Origin of the sequence: Glutamicibacter sp. AOP38-B1-38 (assembly GCF_052377485.1) — a bacterium.
In the GTDB taxonomy this organism is placed as follows: domain Bacteria; phylum Actinomycetota; class Actinomycetes; order Actinomycetales; family Micrococcaceae; genus Glutamicibacter.
Genome location: NZ_JBQSWU010000047.1, coordinates 1 through 15,259, shown reverse-complemented (window position 1 = coordinate 15,259; position 15,259 = coordinate 1). Strand labels below are relative to the sequence as shown.

The following is a 15,259-nucleotide window of genomic DNA, read 5'->3' as shown; positions in this document are numbered from 1 at the left end:
GCGGCGGTTGATGGCGATGGCTGCGGCGGCGCCGCGTGCGCTGTGGTCGATGTGGATGCCGCGGTCTTCGTGGTCGCGGACGACTGTTTTTTCGTAGTGGTAGGCGAGTTTGGCTTGGGCTGCGCTGCAGCTGGCTTTGAGCCGTTCGAGGTCGTCGATGGTTTGGGTGAGGGTGGCTTGGTTGCCGTGTTCCAGGATGGTGGCTAGGCGGGTGTTGAGGTCCTCGATGAAGGGCATGGGTTGGTCCAGGACGCCTGGGGTGGGTGGCCTGGGTGGGGGCTGGGTTTCGAAGTCTTTGTTGGCTTCGGTGTGTTCTTCGAACATATTTCCACTGTATAGGGGTGGTGTGGAGGGTTTGGGGCGGTGTTCACCAACTGTGGATAAGCGTGAAATTAAATAATTTTTTGGACGGCGACTGGCAGGTCAAGAAGAAGAGGGGCGCAACTTTTCCGTTGGAGCGTAGGGGGTAATTGAAGCCTTCCGCTCTGCGAGACGGGGGAGCGTGCTGGCGCTCTAAGCCTTTGGCGCAGGAAAGGGTTTCGTGGAAGTCCACATGGGGCTCGATCAAGTATTTATGCGAAGCAAAAAATGGCGTCCCGCTTTTACTGCTCAGAGTATTGCCGAGTTAGAGCAGGTTGCCATCAGGGTCGCAAGCGATGGATTCGTTGCCGCGACCCCTTCGGTATGCGTATTTAGGCCATCGCGTTGTTCGGAAAATATCCTGCAGGTTCTTTGATGACTCCAATTTCACTTGGTAGTGTTCATTCTAATGAATGGGCTTTAGGGTCTGGTAGGCGAAAGGGCGCCGTGGCGGAACAGAAGAAGACGTACAGCAGGAATTGGGCTATCGGAAGCATCCTCGGGTTGCTGGTCCTGGCGTTGAGCGCCTGCGGGTGGATGTACAGCGTGCAAAGCCGATTGCCTGCAAAACTTGCCGTTCACTGGAACGGCAGGGGTGAGGTTGACGAGTTTGCCACTCTTGCCAACGTGGCCATTTCGACCATGCTGCTGACGGTGTTTATTGGCGTTGCCATATGCTGGTCGGCGATCTTGCTCCGTGCGCATTCACTTATGCTTGCACGCATCGGATTGGGCTTCGGCGTCGCCTTGAGCACCATGGTTACCGGCCTGTTTCTCGCACTCGTGGCCGGGCAGCTTGATCGCCCGACCACAGAACATGCTGCGCTGTCCAGTCCGGTCATTGCCGGAGCTATTGTCGTTTCCGTTCTGGCTGGATTTGCAACCGTTATGGCCTACCGTCCCGAGGAGATCGTGCGCGAACAAAGCGTAGAAGCTGTTCGGGCGGATGAACTAGCCAATGATCCGGCTTCCGCGGCATCGCGAACCCAGGAGGACCGCGCCGCGCACCGCGTAGTCCACGAAATCCCGTTGCGGGTGGCACCGCTGCGCTATCTGCTGGTGACGTTTGCGCTGCTGGCGGTGCTTGTCGGCTGGTATATGGATCAGTTCTATCTCGTTTTTTCCTCGGTGGTTGCGGGAGCCATCTGCTGGATCTTTTTCGCCGGGACCTTTGTGGTGGACGCGGCGGGAACCCGGTTCGTGGCCTCCGGCTTTTGGAAGGTCATGAAGCTGGACTATGGCGGCATCAAAGGCGTCCATATTAAAGACATCAAGGCGTTGGACTATGGTGGCTGGGGTTACCGGTCGGATATTTATGACAGGGGGTTCATCACCGGCGATGGTCCCGCGGTGCTGATCGACATGGGCTACCACCAGCAGCACGTCATCTCCATGCCCGACCTTAAAACTGCAATCGAAACCGCCGCGCTGATCAATGCCTACCGGGCGCTGGAAGCGGCGAAGAGCAGTAACTAGGCGGCCCCTGGCCTACTTCAAAAGCTCTGATCGAGCGTCACACTGCGCGCGTTGCGCAGAATTGGTGCAAGAAAGCCGCGATTTTCCGCGGGCAGACCGGTGGCAATCAGGGGCTCCGCTCTAGGCCCGCTGCTGGAAAGCCTTGCGGTATTCAGCCGGGGCCATTCCCTTGATCGCCCGGAATCGCTGGCGGAAAGAAACCGGTGTCGCATAGCCGACCGCCCGCGCGATCTCGGCAATCGAGTTGGTGCTTTCCTCCAGCAACGCGCTGGCCTCCTCGACGCGCCACCGCATCACCCATTGCTGCGGTGCCGTTCCCGTTTCGGCCGCGAAGCGTCGAAGAAAGGTCCGTTCGGACATGCAGGCGTGCCTGGCATAGTCAGCGACCGTACGGGATTGGCTTGGATCTTCTTGCAGCAGGCTGCGCACGGCGTGAAGCGCCTGCCCATCGGCATCCTTGAGGGCTACCGGGGTGCGGACAAATTGCGCCTGGCCTCCGGCGCGGTGCGGGGCCATCACCATGGAACGAGAAACCGTTGTGGCGATCTTTCCGCCGCACAACTGGCGGATCAAGTGGATGCTTAAATCGATTCCCGCTGCCACGCCGGCCGAGGTCCAGAGGCGATTGCTGCCGACGAAGAGCGCCGATGGGTCCACGTCGACTTGCGGAAATCGTTGGGCGAATTCATCGGTCAAGGCCCAGTGCGTGGTTGCGCTCTGTCCATCCAGCAGTCCGGTCTGCGCCAGGACGAAGGCGCCCGAGCAGAGCGAAGCGACGATCGCCCCGCGTTGGTGCGCTGCGCTGATGGCTCGCAGGTATTTGGTATCTGGAATGCTGTCGGGATTGGCTAACCCGGGGATCAGCAAAACGTCCGCATTGGCTGCCCACGCGAGGGAGCCATCCGCAGCGCACCTAGCCCCGTCGGTCAGCTCTACGAGCCCCGATTCAGCGGAGCATCGACGAAGCTGCAGATCCAAGGGCGGCGACGATGGCGACGTCAAAAAGCCTGGATCCTGGCATCAGCAGAAGGGCTACGCTGAGCATCACACAATTATATGGCGGTAAATCATCGAACAGTGTCAAAACTGCCGCTCATGATCTGCGCCGTTCCGGCGGAAAAATAGTAACCATGAATGAAATCAACATCGACCAATTCGCGCCATCGGCAAATCCCGCACTGATCATGATCGACGTGCAGCAAACTTTCGACTGCGCCGAGCACTGGGGGAGGCGAAACAACCCCGAGGCCGAATAGAATATGCAGCGGCTGCTCGCTTGCTGGCAAGAGCGCGGTTTGCCGATCGTCATCGTCACCCACATTTCCAAGCTCATCGATTCAACTTTCCACCCGCAGCACGCGACGTCGAAGCTGAAGCCCTTCCTGGCAAATGTCATTCCGAGCGTCAAGATCACTAAAACCGTGAATTCTTCGTTCTACGGAACCCCGGACCTGGCAAGCTGGCTCAGCGGGCAGAACATCAGCCACATCGTCCTGTGCGGCATACAAACCAATATGTGCGTGGAGACCACGGCGCGGATGGCCGGAAACCTGGGCTTCAACACGCAGGTGGCCATCGATGCCTGCCATACCTTCGATCTCACAGGGGACGATGGCTTGGAGATTAGCGCCGAACAGCTCACGCAGGTGAGCGCCACCAACTTATCGGGCGGCGGGTTCGCCTCGGTTGAGTCGACCGCGTCGATTATCGGGCGGCTATGACCTCTTTGTAAGCAGAAAACCTGAGCAGCTGTGGTGCCCGGCGCCGGGCGGGCGTAGCATGTGGACTTGCGCCACACGAAACCCGAAGGGACAGCGCCATGCCACGGATCAAGAAGTTCGACCATGTGGGAATCACCGTCGCCGATCTGGATGCGGTGACCGAATTCTTCGTGAGCCTGGGGATGCACGTCGCCGGGCGCGTGGACGGGATGGAGGGCGAGTTTCTGGAAACCGTCTGCGGGATCCCCGGATCGCGCACCGACGTGGTGATGCTGCTGGCCGAGGATGGTGCCACGGGGATCGAGCTGTCCAGCTTCGAGCGGCCCGACCACGGGCCCGGGTTGCCGGAGGCGATGGCCAACGAACTGGGCATCCGCAACGTCGCCTTTGAGGTGGAGGACCTGCGCGGCATGGTCGCCGGGCTGCAGGCCGAGGGCTATGAGCTGGTCGGCGGCATCGGCGAATACCAGGGCAGCTGGCAGATGGCCTACGTGCGCGGGCCCGAGGGGATCCTGGTCGCGCTCGCGCAGCCGATTTAAACGCCGCAGGCCCGCCGGCGGAGCATTCCGCCGGCGGGCCTGCTTGAGCAGCTAGGCCTTGGCCTTCTTCAGCGACTTCTCGCTGACCGGGGCCTGGTCGCTGGCGCGCAGCTTGGCGAAGTACGCCATCGCCTCATCCTGGCGTTCGGCTTCGATGCCGCTGGAGATCTCCGCGCGCAGGTGCTCCTGGGTGTAGCCGAAGGCGTCGACCAGCTCCTGGGCGTGCGGGCGCAGGCGGGCGAGCAGCCGGTTGATGTAGCCCGGCAGGGTGCGCGCGCGCTGCATGGACAGCCGCCCGTGCCCCAGGAACCAGCCCAGATCGTCTTCGATCACGCTCAGCGCGAAGACATCGCGCAGCCAGGTGAGCACCTCGCGGGTGGGCTCGTCGGAGATCTTCTCCAGCGCGGTGGTGAAGGCCTCCCAGCGCAGCAGCTCGCCGTGCGCGCGGGCGGCGGCGATGAGCAATTCCTGGTTCTCGTTGAAGGCGTTGGCGGCCTTGAGCTTGTCCTTGCCGGCGGCGCGCAGCGCGGTGGCCACCTCGGCCACCTTCGCATTGATCCGGTCGGTGAGCAGTTCGCGCTGGTTCTCCGGATCCTTGAAGAAGTTCGCGCTCTTGCGCTCGTCGGAGATGTCCACGAAGGCCTGGCCGACGCTGCGCAGCCCCGAGCGGTGCAGCGCGGTGGTGCCCACCTGCTTGGCCACGTAGCGGGCCATCGCCCCGGTATCGAGCTTGCGGAATTCCGCGGCGTAGTCGGTGAGCAGGCGCTTGCCCACCAGCTGCAGCAGCACGTTGTTATCGCCCTCGAAGGTCACGTAGACGTCCAGGTCCGCGCGCAGCTGGGTGAAGCGGTTCTTCGCGATGAAGCCGGCGCCGCCGCAGGCCTCGCGGGCCTCCTGGATGGTGTCCAGCGCATCCCAGGTGCTCAGCGACTTGAGCGCCGCGGCCAGGGTTTCCAGGTCCTGGCGGTCCTCGTCGGTGTCCTCGCGGCCGGAGAAGACCGCATCGAACTTGTCCAGCAGCTCGTCGTGGGCGAAGCTGGCCGCATAGGTGCGCGCCAGCCGGGGCAGCAGCCGGCGCTGGTGGCGCTGGTAGTCCAGCAGCGTGGTCTCCTCGGTGTCCGAGACGCTGTTGAACTGGCGGCGCTGGTTGCCGTAGGTCACCGCGATCTGCAGGGCCATCTTCGACGCGCCGGTGGCCGCGCCGTCCAGCGAGACACGGCCCTGGACCAGGGTGCCGAGCATCGTGAAGAAGCGCCGGCCCGGGGAGGAGATCGGGGAGCTGTAGCTGCCGTCGGCGGCGACGTCACCGTAGCGGTTGAGCAGGTTGCTGCGCGGGATGCGCACCTGGGTGAAGTGCAGCCGGCCGTTGTCGATGCCGTTCAGCCCGCCCTTGAGCCCGTCGTCCTCGCCGCCGATGCCTGCCAGGAACTCGCCGTTGGCGTCGCGGATCGGCACGTAGAAGCAGTGCACCCCGTGGTTGACGCCGTTGGTGATCAGCTGGGCGAATACGGTGGCGGCGGTGCCGTGCAGTGCGGCGTTGCCCAGAAATTCCTTCCAGGCCGCTGCGAAGGGGGTGTGGATGATGAACTCTTCGCTGGCCGGATCATAGGTGGCGGTGGTGGCCACCGCGGCGACGTCCGAGCCGTGGCCGATCTCGGTCATCGCGAAGGCGCCGGGGACCTGGAGGTTCATCGCACCGGGCAGCCATTTGGCGTGGTGCTCGGCGGTGCCCAGGTGCATGATGGCTCCGGCGAACAGCCCCCACTGCACCCCGGCCTTGATCTGCAGCGAGGGGTCCGCGGCGACGAGTTCCTCGAAGGCGGCGATGGATCCGCCGTGGTCATCCTGCCCGCCGAATTCCTTCGGGAAGGCACGCTGCACGGCCTTCTGCTCGACGAGGATCTTCAGCTGGCCGAGCACCTGCTCGCGGTGCTCGTCCATGGACCAGGCGGGGTCGCGCTGCAGCTTCGGGTCCGCGGCGCGGGCCCGGGAGGCCTTGCGGATCTCGGCGTAGGGGCCGAGCAGCTGTTCGGCGAGGGCTTGGACATTGATGCTGGTCATAAGTGGGGCCTTTCGGATGCTAGGAGCGGGAGTTGGTGGAGATGCCGTGGGTGAGCCAGCCGCTCAGCGCCTCGGCAAGTTCGTTCAGGCTCGGCTTGCCCGGCGCCTCGGGCTGGCGCAGCCAGAGTTCCCCGGCGGAGCGGATCATGCCCAGCGCCGCGCGCGGCCAGAGCGCCGTGGCGTTGGAGGGGGTGAGCGTGTGCGCGGCGAAGTGCGCGCTGAGCCGTTCGTTCATCAGCGAGGTGACCTCGTCGAAGAAGGCGTTCAGCGCCCCGGTGGAGCCGGTGGCCGCGCGGTCCGGGGCGGTGAGCACATCCGGGGTCTGCGCGGTGACGAAGAAGTACAGGTTCGGACTGCCCTTGGCCAATTCCAAATAGGCGGTGACCATTGCGCGCAGCGCCCCGGCCTCGTCTCCCTCGGCGAGCCCGGCGGCGATGATGGAGTCGCGGAAGTCGGAGATGACCACGGCGCCCAGCGCCTGGCGCAGGCCCTCCTTGTCGCCGAAGTAGCGGTAGTACACCGGCTTGGAGGTTTTGGCGTGCGCGGCGATCTCCTCCATGGAGACCTGCGGGCCGAGCTTGTGCACCGCCTTGCGGGCGAGCTTGAGCAGCTCCTCGTGGCGTTGGCTGCGGTGCGCCTGCCAGCGGGCCGAACGCCCGTCGGTAGCCGAGTCGATATCTGGGGTGATCTTGTTCACGTAACCCAGAGTATCATGTACTCTTGGTTACAGTAATACTTCTCACAACCTCCAGGAGTTCCTTCATGGCCGACCAGCCAGTGCGCAATGCAGTCATCATCGGTGGCAACCGCATTCCCTTCGCCCGTTCGAACACCGCCTACGTCAACGTCTCGAACCAGGACATGTTCACCGCAGCACTGGAAGGCCTGGTGGCCCGCTTCGGCCTGCAGGGTGCGCGCCTGGGTGCCGTGGCCGGCGGCGCGGTGCTCAAGCACTCCAAGGACTTCAACCTGGTCCGCGAGTCGGTGCTCGGCAGCTCGCTGGACGCCGCCACCCCGGCCTACGACGTGCAGATGGCCTGCGCCACCGGCATGGAGGCCATCGGCTCGCTGGCCAACAAGATCAAGCTCGGCCAGCTCGACTCGGCCATCGGCGGCGGGGTGGACACTACCAGTGACGCGCCGATCGTCGTCTCGGAGGGGCTGCGCGCAGTGCTGCTGGAACTCTCCCGCGCGCGCAGCACCAAGGCCAAGCTGACCGCCCTGTCCAAGCTGCGCCCGGCGCATCTGGCCCCTTCGGCGCCGGGCACCGGCGAGCCGCGCACCGGGCTGTCCATGGGCGAGCACCAGGCGATCACCACCCACGCCTGGGGCGTCACCCGGGCGGAACAGGACGAGCTGGCGCTGGCCAGCCACCAGAATCTGGCCGCCGCCTACGAGCGCGGCTTCTTCGACGACCTGCTCACCGCCTTCAACGGCCTGGCCAGGGACAATAACCTGCGGCCCGACTCATCGCTGGAAAAGCTGGCCAAGCTCAAGCCTGCCTTCGGCAAGAACCTGGGCGAGGAGGCGACGATGACCGCGGCGAACTCCACCCCGCTGACCGACGGCGCCTCCGCGGTCCTGCTGGGCAGTGAAGAGTTCGCGGCGGCCAACGACCTGCCGATGCTGGCGAACTTCGTGGACTTCGAGGCCGCCGCGGTGGACTTCGTGCACGGCGCCGAGGGGCTGCTGATGGCCCCGGCCTACGCCACCGCCCGGCTGCTGGCGCGCAATAACCTCACCCTGGGTGACTTCGACTTCGTCGAAATCCACGAGGCCTTCGCCGGCACCGTGCTCGCCACGCTGAAGGCCTGGGAATCGGAGGAGTTCTGCCGCGAAAAGCTCGGGCTGGATGCGCCGCTGGGCTCCATTGACCGGGCTAAGCTGAACGTCAACGGCTCCTCGCTGGCCGCCGGGCACCCGTTCGCCGCCACCGGCGGGCGGCTGATCGCCAGCACCGCGAAAATGCTGCATGAAAAGGGTTCGGGGCGCGCACTGATTTCGGTGTGCGCCGCCGGGGGACAAGGCGTAGTGGCAATCTTGGAGGCACGAAGCTAAATGGCAGATAAGTACCTGGAACTAGTTAATAGCGGAATGACCAAGAAGCTGGCCAAGCTGCTCGGGCTGCCCCGTCCGCCGCGGCTGCGCCGCTACACCCCGGACACCGCGCTGCTGCCCGGCCCGGTGCTGGTGCTCGGCGCCTCCGCCCGCGCCCAACAGCTGTGCGACACCCTGGTCTCCTGGGGGCTGGACGTACGCCGGCACGACGCGGGGCAGAGCAAACTCGGCGGGATCGTGCTGCTGCTCGATGAGCTCACCGACCCCGAACAGCTCTCGGAGCTGATGCTGACCACCGGCGCCGCACTGCGCCAGCTGGTCCCCGGGGCGCGCCTGGTCTCCTTCTCCCGTCCCGCGCTGGCCGAGAACTCTCCCGCGGTCGCCGCGGTGCGCCAGGGCATCGATGGTCTCATCCGTTCGCTCGGACGCGAAATGCGCGCCGGGGCCACGGCCAACGGCATCGTGCTGGAAAACGAAACCCAGCTGGACAGCGCGAGCGCGCTGGGCGCCCTGCGCTTCTTCTTCTCCGGGCGCAGCGCCTATGTGGACGGCCAATTCCTTCGCGTGCGCACCGAGTACGGGGAGCTTCCGGCAGATTTCCGGGCACCGCTGCGCGGCAAGGTGGCGGTGGTCACCGGCGCCGCCCGCGGCATCGGCGCAGACATCGCCCGCACGCTGGCCCGCGACGGGGCGCAGGTGGTGCTGGTGGATATGCCGGCGGCCGGGGATGCGCTGGCCAAGGTGGCCAATGAGGTCGGCGGCACCACCTTGCAGCTGGATGTCACCGCCAAGGACGCCGGGACGCGGATCCTGGATCACGCCCTGACCCGGCACGGCGGGCTGGATCTGGTGGTGCACAATGCCGGCATCACCCGGGACAAGCTGCTGGCGAATATGGACGCCGGGCGCTGGGACTCGGTGATCGCGGTGAATATCTCCGCCCAGCTGCGCATGAACGAGATCTTCCTCGCCGCGAAGCTGCCGGGTCTGCGCGTGGTCTCGCTGGCCTCCACCTCCGGGATCGCCGGCAACCGCGGACAGACGAACTATGCGGCGAGCAAGGCCGGGGTGATCGGCATGGTGCGCGCCAGCGCGGGGCTGTTCGCCGAGCACGGCGGCTCGATCGCCGCGGTGGCCCCCGGCTTCATCGAAACCGAGATGACCGCGAAGATTCCGCTGGGCACCCGCACGGTGGCGCGCTTGGTGCTGCCCTCGCTGATGCAGGGCGGATTGCCGGTGGACGTGGCCGAGGCCATCGCCTTCCTCGGCTCCGACGCGGCGGCCGGGCTGAACGGTTCGACCTTGCGCGTCTGCGGCCAGTCGCTGGTGGGTGCCTAGATGGGCGCCGAACTGGTCACCGAAATCCCGACTATGGCCGCGGTCTATGCCCGGGCGGTGAAAACCCTCACGCGCAAACCGAAAAATCCGGTGCTGCCCGAGGTGACGCTGATCTACCAAGGTGCCCGTGCGGATCAAGCGAAGCTGGCCGCCTACCGCCAAGCGGTGAGCGCGCCGGCCAACGGCAAGCTTCCGAGCCTGTACGTGCACTCGCTGGCCTTCCCGCTGGCGATGTCGCTGATGCTGCGCGGCGACTTCCCGCTGCCGCTGCTGGGCATGATCCACCTGGGCAACCAGGTATCGGTCACCGAGCCGCTGGGCCAGGAGGAGGTCTTCGACGTCGAGGTGAATGCCGAAAACCTGGTGCCGCACGCCAAGGGGGCCTGCTGCGATCTGGTGGTGAAGATCGTGGTCGCCGGGGAAACCCGGCTCACGCTGCGCAGCACCTTTCTGGCCAAGGGCGTCAGGCTGGGCGGAGAAACGCCGGCTAAGGCCCATGAGCCCTTTGTGCCGCCGCAACGCACCGCCGCCTGGAAATTGGACGGCGGCACCGGACGGCGCTGGGCCGCGGTGGCGGGGGACTACAACCCGATTCACCTCAGCGCGCTGAGCGCCAAGGCCTTGGGCATGCCCGGGGCGATCGCGCACGGCATCTATCTGGCCGCCCGCGCGCTGGCGGCGATCGAGCCCGCCAGCGGGAACTACGAGTGGGAGATCGAATTCCATACTCCGGTGGTGCTGCCGGCCGTCGTGGACTTGGCCTTTGCGCCCAGCGCCACGGGGTTCGCGGTGCAGGGCTGGAATCCACGTAGGGGCAAGCCGCACTTCGAGCTGCGGCTGACCCGCGAGGTCTAGCGCCCGCTGGCGGCGGGCCCTAGCCGGGAAAGGCCTGTAATGCCATAATGTGCGTATGAATGCAGATAAGAGAGTTTGTTCGCTGCAGGTCGACAGCCAGTATGTGGAACTCGCGGTAGAGGTCTTCTCCATGCTCGCCGACGCCACCCGGGTACGGATCATCCTGGCCCTGCGCGAAGGCGAAATGGCGGTGGGCGCGCTGGCCGGCATCGTGGGCAAATCCCCGGCCGCGGTCTCCCAGCATCTGGCCAAGATGCGACTGGCCCGGATGGTTTCCACCCGCCAGGACGGCACCAAGGTGCTGTACCGGCTGGAGAACGAGCATGCCAGGAAGCTGGTGGCCGACGCGATCTACCAGGCCGAACATGCCCTGGGCGGCGTGCCCGCGCACCACCGCGGCGAGCGAGCTACGCCGTGAACGCCACCGCTGACCACGTGCACACGCACCGCACCGGTTTCAAGGGGTGGCTGATCGAGCTGTTCATGCCGCATAGCCACGATGCCGCCGATTCCATCGACGACGCCATGGAGGCCAACCGGGAGGGCATCCGCGCGCTGAAGCTGAGCATGGTGATCCTGCTGGCCACCACGGTGCTGCAGGTGATCGTGGTGGTCTTCAGCGGGTCCGTGGCGCTTCTGGCCGACACCATCCACAACTTCTCCGATGCGCTGACCGCCGTGCCGCTGTGGATCGCGTTCATTCTGGGCCGCAAGGCGGCGGGCAAGCGCTATACCTACGGCTACGGGCGGGCCGAGGATCTGGCCGGGCTGTTCATCGTGCTGGTCATCGCGCTGTCCGCGGTGCTCGCCGCCTGGCATTCGATCGAGCGGCTGGTCAACCCGCAGCCGCTGCAGAACCTGTGGTGGGTGCTCGCCGCCGGGGTGATCGGCTTTGCCGGCAACGAGCTAGTGGCGGTCTACCGGATCCGGGTCGGGCAGAAGATCGGTTCGGCCGCGCTGGTGGCCGACGGGGTGCATGCACGCACCGACGGCTTCACCTCCCTGGCCGTGGTCTTCGGCGCGGTGGGCGTGATGCTCGGCTTCCCGCTGGCCGATCCGGTCATCGGCCTGCTGATTTCCGCGGCGATCCTGGTGCTGCTTGCCGGGACGGTCAAAAGCATCGGCCGGCGGCTGATGGACGGCATCGAGCCCGAACTGGTTTCCCGCGCGCAGACCGCGCTGGCAGGCGCTCCCGGGGTGCTGGAAGTATCGCGGCTGCAATTGCGTTGGGTGGGGCACCGGCTGCAGGGCAGCTCAACGATCCTCGTCGCCGACGCGCCACTCTCGCAGATCCAAGGGATCACCGCCGAGGCCGAGCTCCGTTTAGCCGCGGCGCTGCCCAAGCTCGAGGACATGGTGATCACCGCGTCCACCGGCGAGCCGCGGCGCTGAACCGCTTAGGAACGGCATTGGCAGGACATGCGGTAACTGGCCAGCGTGGACACCGCGGCCCGCTCCCAGGTGAATTCGCCCGAATGCTCCAGGGCCGCATGCCCGGCCCGGGTCACCCGCGCCGGATTGCGGGCCAGCTCCATCAGCTGCTGCGCCCACAGTTGTGCCGAGGGCTCGGGAATCAGCCAGCCCGAAACCCCATCGTCCACCGCGTAGCCCAATCCGCCGACCCGATTGGCCAGCACCGGAGTGCCGCAGGCCTGCGCCTCGGCGGCGACCAGCCCGAAGGTCTCCGAAAGCGATGGCACGGCGACCACATCGGCGTTGGCGAAAACCGCTGCCAGTTCGGCCGGCTGCAGCGGTCCGAAGAAGCTCAAGCGCTCGGTGATGCCTTCGCGGCGGCCCAGGGCCGGCAGGTCGTAGTCCCCGCCGCCGGAGAGCGCGCCGAAGAGCGAGGCGGTAATGCGCAGCTCGGGTGCGCTGCGCTGGGCAATGCCCAGCGCCTCGATGAGCAGGTGCGCCCCCTTGAGCCGCTGCATGCGCCCGGCGTAAACCAGATGCAGGTCATCCTCGCCCAGGGGGCGGGCAAGCTTGTCCTGCTCCGGGTGGAAAATGCGGTGGTCGACCCCCGGGAGCACCACGTCGAGCCGCTCGCGTTCGAGCCGGTAGAAGCGCTCGAGCTGGGCGGCCTCGACGGGGGTATTGGCGATCACCCGGTCGGCCTGGGCCAGCAAGGCCCGCTCGGATTCCTTGCGCAGCTCCGGCTCGGGTAGTCCGGACTCGAACTCCTTGGCCGCCGCCGAGGTGTGCATGGTGAGCACCAGCGGCACCTGCCAGGCTGCGGCAAGCTGCCGCCCGACCAGGCCCGAAAGCCAATAGTGCGCGTGCACGATGTCGATCTTCAGCTCGCTCAAATGAGCGGCGATCCGCTCGGCGGCCGCATCGATGATACCCGGCAGCTCGTCCTTGCTCAGCACCTGGCCGGCGGCGACCTGCACCTGATGCATCCACACGCCCGGGGTTACTTCGGCGCTGCTGCTTGGCTCGGCGGTGCGGGTGAGCATATGCACCTCGTGCCCCAGCGCACCGAGGGCATAGGAGAGATTCTGGATGTAGACGTTCATGCCTCCGGCGTCTCCGGACCCGGGCTGCTGCATGGGGGAGGTGTGCAGGGAGAGCATGGCGATGCGCATGAAAAGAGGCTCCAGCCGGATCGGGGATAAGACCGTAGGACAAATGAGGGTCGAGTCGATATTACCAATAGCCGCGATGGGTTGGTTCGGCCTGGCTCGGCGTGCAGCGGATTGGTGGACGGGCAGGCGGTGCAACCAGAACGCCCACGCGTATAAGGCTGCTACCGGTCGACTAGATAATGAAGGGCGATGAGCCGATTCCAGCAACTTTTCGCTCAACTGCGTGCCCACCTAGCGAGTTCTGGAGAGTTAACCTTGGATTCGGTCAGCATTCAAGGGTCGGTATGTCCGGTCAAATGAAACGAATGCCCCGTACGAATTCGATCGCGATATCGAAGCGCTGATGGTTTAGGCAGCGCCGGGCATGCCATAGCAACTGGGCTGGCCGTGCAAAGGATGGTGCAAACTTCGGGCCCAACGTGGAAGCTAGTCGCCGTCGTCCAATTCGATAACACTTGCCACGGTCACGCTCGCAATGTCGACGCCGGTCAGGTCGGCCACCACCGAACGTGCCATATACGGCACTTCCTCCCAGGTTTTTGCCTGAGTCAAAGCGCCTTCAACGTCGGGAACGCTGACCGCATAAATGTCGTCGGCGTGTACGTACCGAACTTCAATCTCCATGACCAAAGTATGACCCTAGCGGGCAGGTGAAACAAGGACGGATTGGCCAAATGAGCGCGGTGAATTTTTAGGGTTTGCAACTGAACTATTGCAGCGCGATTGGAGCCATCCTGCCGCATTGGTTTCAGTGGAAAATGAAAACTCTCGTGAACCAAATGTAACAAGGCTTTTTGTGCTGAACCGGAATGTTTGGGACCAGCCGCGATTGTTGAAGTGGACGTCCGTGGCATTTATGCAGCTACTTCCGAAACGTGAACGCGACGCTGCCGGCTATTTCCCGCACCGAGCCCATGACCACGCAGACGAACTGAACCTTATCGTTGAATCGAACGTGCCGGGAGTCCGCAAAAAGTTATTCGAGGGCTACCTGGACTTCCTAGACGCCTAGCAGGGTTTCCCATACTTGCACCATGGCTAAAACAACTTACACGACGGTCACGGACGTTGCGGTGCTCGGAGTAGATCAGTGGTCGCCCTCCCGAGGAGTCAGCGAAGTCATGCAAGACCTACTTGGACAGCTGGCAACCGCTAGCTCACCTGATCCCACGCATCGACGGGCAGACCGAAGGCGGGGACTCAGGGCCAATGAAAGTAGCAGATGCGGTAAATAAATCACCGTGCAACGGTACGTGGAACAATTCAGGTTCTTAAAACCGGGGGTACGGCCGTGACACATTTATCCAGAGCCCGACGCAAAGGCTCTAGATTCAGATCTTCCCTTGCGATTCTACTTGTCTCGTTCAATTCGTTACCTTGTATAGGCTGCCAAACCAAATACCAACCGGCGGAAAACGCTATTCTCGACCAGTAAGTTCGTTGCACTCTGCCATTTCCTTCACGGAACGGGTGAATGTGGTTGAGCTCGTCGTAGAATTTCGCAAGTGAATCAATGAATTCTTCTTTCTCCAAGTCTTTGAGATGGTTGCGATTCGCCAGCTCGGACATGACATTGTCGATAAGAAAGGGAATGTGAGAACTGGGCGCAAAAAATTGCCCTGAACCCCGCCGCATATTGATGGTACGGTACTCGCCGGCCCAATCGTAAACATCTTGAAATAGATGCCTGTGGAGGCCTCTTATTTCCCAGGCATCTCGAGTTGGTTCCACTAGTTCATGGTCGCGAAGTTGAACGACACGTGCGTGGAATAGGTCGGCTTCAGCCTTAGCGAGCGCTTGATACGAGTCGGCCCCGACTAAGTTCCTCAGAACTCCATCGGGGCTGGTCAAATATGGATCCTCGATACTACTACTTGAGGCCATATCGTTCCCGGGTAATCCTCACTAGCTCATCTGCAGTGATATCACCCGCAACGTAATTTTTTGATTCTTCAGCATATTCCGAGCTGACGGTTAAACCTTCAAGGTATACGCTGTGAGTGGCTTCTTCCACCCAACCAGATCGCATTTCAAGTGTAGACATGTGCGCTCCTGCAAGTGTTGGTGTCTACTATTCTACCGGCGCCGGGATGCTAATCCAACTAAGACGAGCGGGTTTTCGCCTGAATAACTGAGCCGGAGCTGAGATGAATCCTCGGTGATCGCCTAGTTGGGACTTAACCCTCAGATTGCCGACGGTAGTAGTTATAAAAAATCCCCGGTTGACCGAAGTCAACCGGGGATTTCACCTGTGCGCGAAAGGGTG

17 protein-coding genes and 1 pseudogene are annotated in these 15,259 nt (G+C 63.9%); 10 read left to right on the top strand and 8 right to left on the bottom strand.

Features of this window, described 5'->3' with window-relative positions; all coding sequences use genetic code 11:
- A pseudogene (locus ACT3TP_RS17910) lies at positions 1 to 324 on the bottom strand (hypothetical protein); the annotation flags it as partial.
- A gap of 483 nt (positions 325 to 807) precedes the next feature.
- Between ACT3TP_RS17910 and ACT3TP_RS17905 the strand changes: the two are divergent.
- On the top strand, positions 808 to 1,836 hold the full coding sequence (locus tag ACT3TP_RS17905; RefSeq protein ID WP_444621211.1) for a hypothetical protein: 1,029 nt from the start codon (positions 808 to 810) through the stop codon (positions 1,834 to 1,836).
- Between the two features lie 120 nt (positions 1,837 to 1,956).
- Here ACT3TP_RS17905 and ACT3TP_RS17900 read toward each other — a convergent pair whose 3' ends face one another.
- Positions 1,957 to 2,838: a GlxA family transcriptional regulator gene (locus ACT3TP_RS17900; RefSeq protein WP_444621210.1), complete on the bottom strand. Its 882-nt coding sequence runs from the start codon at positions 2,836 to 2,838 to the stop codon at positions 1,957 to 1,959.
- A gap of 128 nt (positions 2,839 to 2,966) precedes the next feature.
- On the opposite strand from ACT3TP_RS17900, the gene ACT3TP_RS17895 reads away from it, so the two are divergent.
- The 3 genes from ACT3TP_RS17895 to ACT3TP_RS17885 all read left to right on the top strand — a co-directional run bounded on the left by ACT3TP_RS17895 (position 2,967) and on the right by ACT3TP_RS17885 (position 4,096).
- Positions 2,967 to 3,092, top strand: a complete 126-nt coding sequence (locus ACT3TP_RS17895) for a hypothetical protein (protein WP_444621209.1) — start codon at positions 2,967 to 2,969, stop codon at positions 3,090 to 3,092.
- Between the two features lie 3 nt (positions 3,093 to 3,095).
- Positions 3,096 to 3,557: an isochorismatase family protein gene (locus tag ACT3TP_RS17890; RefSeq protein WP_444621208.1), complete on the top strand. Its 462-nt coding sequence runs from the start codon at positions 3,096 to 3,098 to the stop codon at positions 3,555 to 3,557.
- Between the two features lie 98 nt (positions 3,558 to 3,655).
- Positions 3,656 to 4,096 (top strand): VOC family protein, encoded by a 441-nt coding sequence (locus ACT3TP_RS17885; RefSeq protein WP_096284379.1) that lies wholly within the window; start codon positions 3,656 to 3,658, stop codon positions 4,094 to 4,096.
- A 51-nt stretch (positions 4,097 to 4,147) separates the two neighbouring features.
- Here the strand turns inward: ACT3TP_RS17885 and ACT3TP_RS17880 are convergent, their stop codons facing one another.
- Both ACT3TP_RS17880 and ACT3TP_RS17875 read right to left on the bottom strand, forming a co-directional pair.
- Positions 4,148 to 6,157: an acyl-CoA dehydrogenase family protein gene (locus tag ACT3TP_RS17880; RefSeq protein WP_444621207.1), complete on the bottom strand. Its 2,010-nt coding sequence runs from the start codon at positions 6,155 to 6,157 to the stop codon at positions 4,148 to 4,150.
- Positions 6,158 to 6,176: 19 nt separating this feature from the next.
- Positions 6,177 to 6,854 (bottom strand): TetR/AcrR family transcriptional regulator, encoded by a 678-nt coding sequence (locus ACT3TP_RS17875; RefSeq protein WP_444621206.1) that lies wholly within the window; start codon positions 6,852 to 6,854, stop codon positions 6,177 to 6,179.
- A 65-nt stretch (positions 6,855 to 6,919) separates the two neighbouring features.
- On the opposite strand from ACT3TP_RS17875, the gene ACT3TP_RS17870 reads away from it, so the two are divergent.
- From ACT3TP_RS17870 to ACT3TP_RS17850, 5 genes are read left to right on the top strand one after another with little or no spacing between them, the layout of a single operon-like run.
- Positions 6,920 to 8,215, top strand: a complete 1,296-nt coding sequence (locus ACT3TP_RS17870; RefSeq protein ID WP_444621205.1) for an acetyl-CoA C-acetyltransferase — start codon at positions 6,920 to 6,922, stop codon at positions 8,213 to 8,215.
- Entirely contained in the window at positions 8,216 to 9,553 is a 1,338-nt protein-coding gene (locus tag ACT3TP_RS17865) for a 3-oxoacyl-ACP reductase (RefSeq protein WP_444621204.1), read from the top strand. It abuts the gene before it with no gap.
- Positions 9,554 to 10,408, top strand: a complete 855-nt coding sequence (locus ACT3TP_RS17860; protein ID WP_444621203.1) for a MaoC family dehydratase — start codon at positions 9,554 to 9,556, stop codon at positions 10,406 to 10,408.
- 55 nt (positions 10,409 to 10,463) lie between these two features.
- Positions 10,464 to 10,826: an ArsR/SmtB family transcription factor gene (locus ACT3TP_RS17855; protein ID WP_105552097.1), complete on the top strand. Its 363-nt coding sequence runs from the start codon at positions 10,464 to 10,466 to the stop codon at positions 10,824 to 10,826.
- Positions 10,823 to 11,800 carry a cation diffusion facilitator family transporter gene (locus ACT3TP_RS17850; RefSeq protein ID WP_444621202.1) on the top strand — a complete coding sequence of 326 codons (978 nt, stop codon included), beginning with the start codon at positions 10,823 to 10,825 and terminating at the stop codon, positions 11,798 to 11,800. Before ACT3TP_RS17855 ends, ACT3TP_RS17850 begins: the two co-directional genes overlap by 4 nt.
- A gap of 5 nt (positions 11,801 to 11,805) precedes the next feature.
- Here ACT3TP_RS17850 and ACT3TP_RS17845 read toward each other — a convergent pair whose 3' ends face one another.
- Together ACT3TP_RS17845 and ACT3TP_RS17840 are read right to left on the bottom strand one after the other, a co-directional pair.
- Complete coding sequence (locus ACT3TP_RS17845; RefSeq protein ID WP_444621201.1) at positions 11,806 to 12,993, bottom strand: glycosyltransferase; 1,188 nt, start codon at positions 12,991 to 12,993, stop codon at positions 11,806 to 11,808.
- A 426-nt stretch (positions 12,994 to 13,419) separates the two neighbouring features.
- Complete coding sequence (locus ACT3TP_RS17840; protein ID WP_105719010.1) at positions 13,420 to 13,617, bottom strand: type II toxin-antitoxin system HicB family antitoxin; 198 nt, start codon at positions 13,615 to 13,617, stop codon at positions 13,420 to 13,422.
- A gap of 223 nt (positions 13,618 to 13,840) precedes the next feature.
- Here ACT3TP_RS17840 and ACT3TP_RS17835 point away from each other — a divergent pair, with 223 nt between their 5' ends.
- Entirely contained in the window at positions 13,841 to 14,005 is a 165-nt protein-coding gene (locus tag ACT3TP_RS17835; protein WP_181148250.1) for a hypothetical protein, read from the top strand.
- A gap of 251 nt (positions 14,006 to 14,256) precedes the next feature.
- Here ACT3TP_RS17835 and ACT3TP_RS17830 read toward each other — a convergent pair whose 3' ends face one another.
- Positions 14,257 to 14,844: a Fic/DOC family protein gene (locus ACT3TP_RS17830; protein ID WP_181148249.1), complete on the bottom strand. Its 588-nt coding sequence runs from the start codon at positions 14,842 to 14,844 to the stop codon at positions 14,257 to 14,259.
- Between the two features lie 19 nt (positions 14,845 to 14,863).
- Entirely contained in the window at positions 14,864 to 15,037 is a 174-nt protein-coding gene (locus ACT3TP_RS17825; RefSeq protein ID WP_176484109.1) for an antitoxin VbhA family protein, read from the bottom strand.
- Positions 15,038 to 15,259 lie beyond the last annotated feature (222 nt).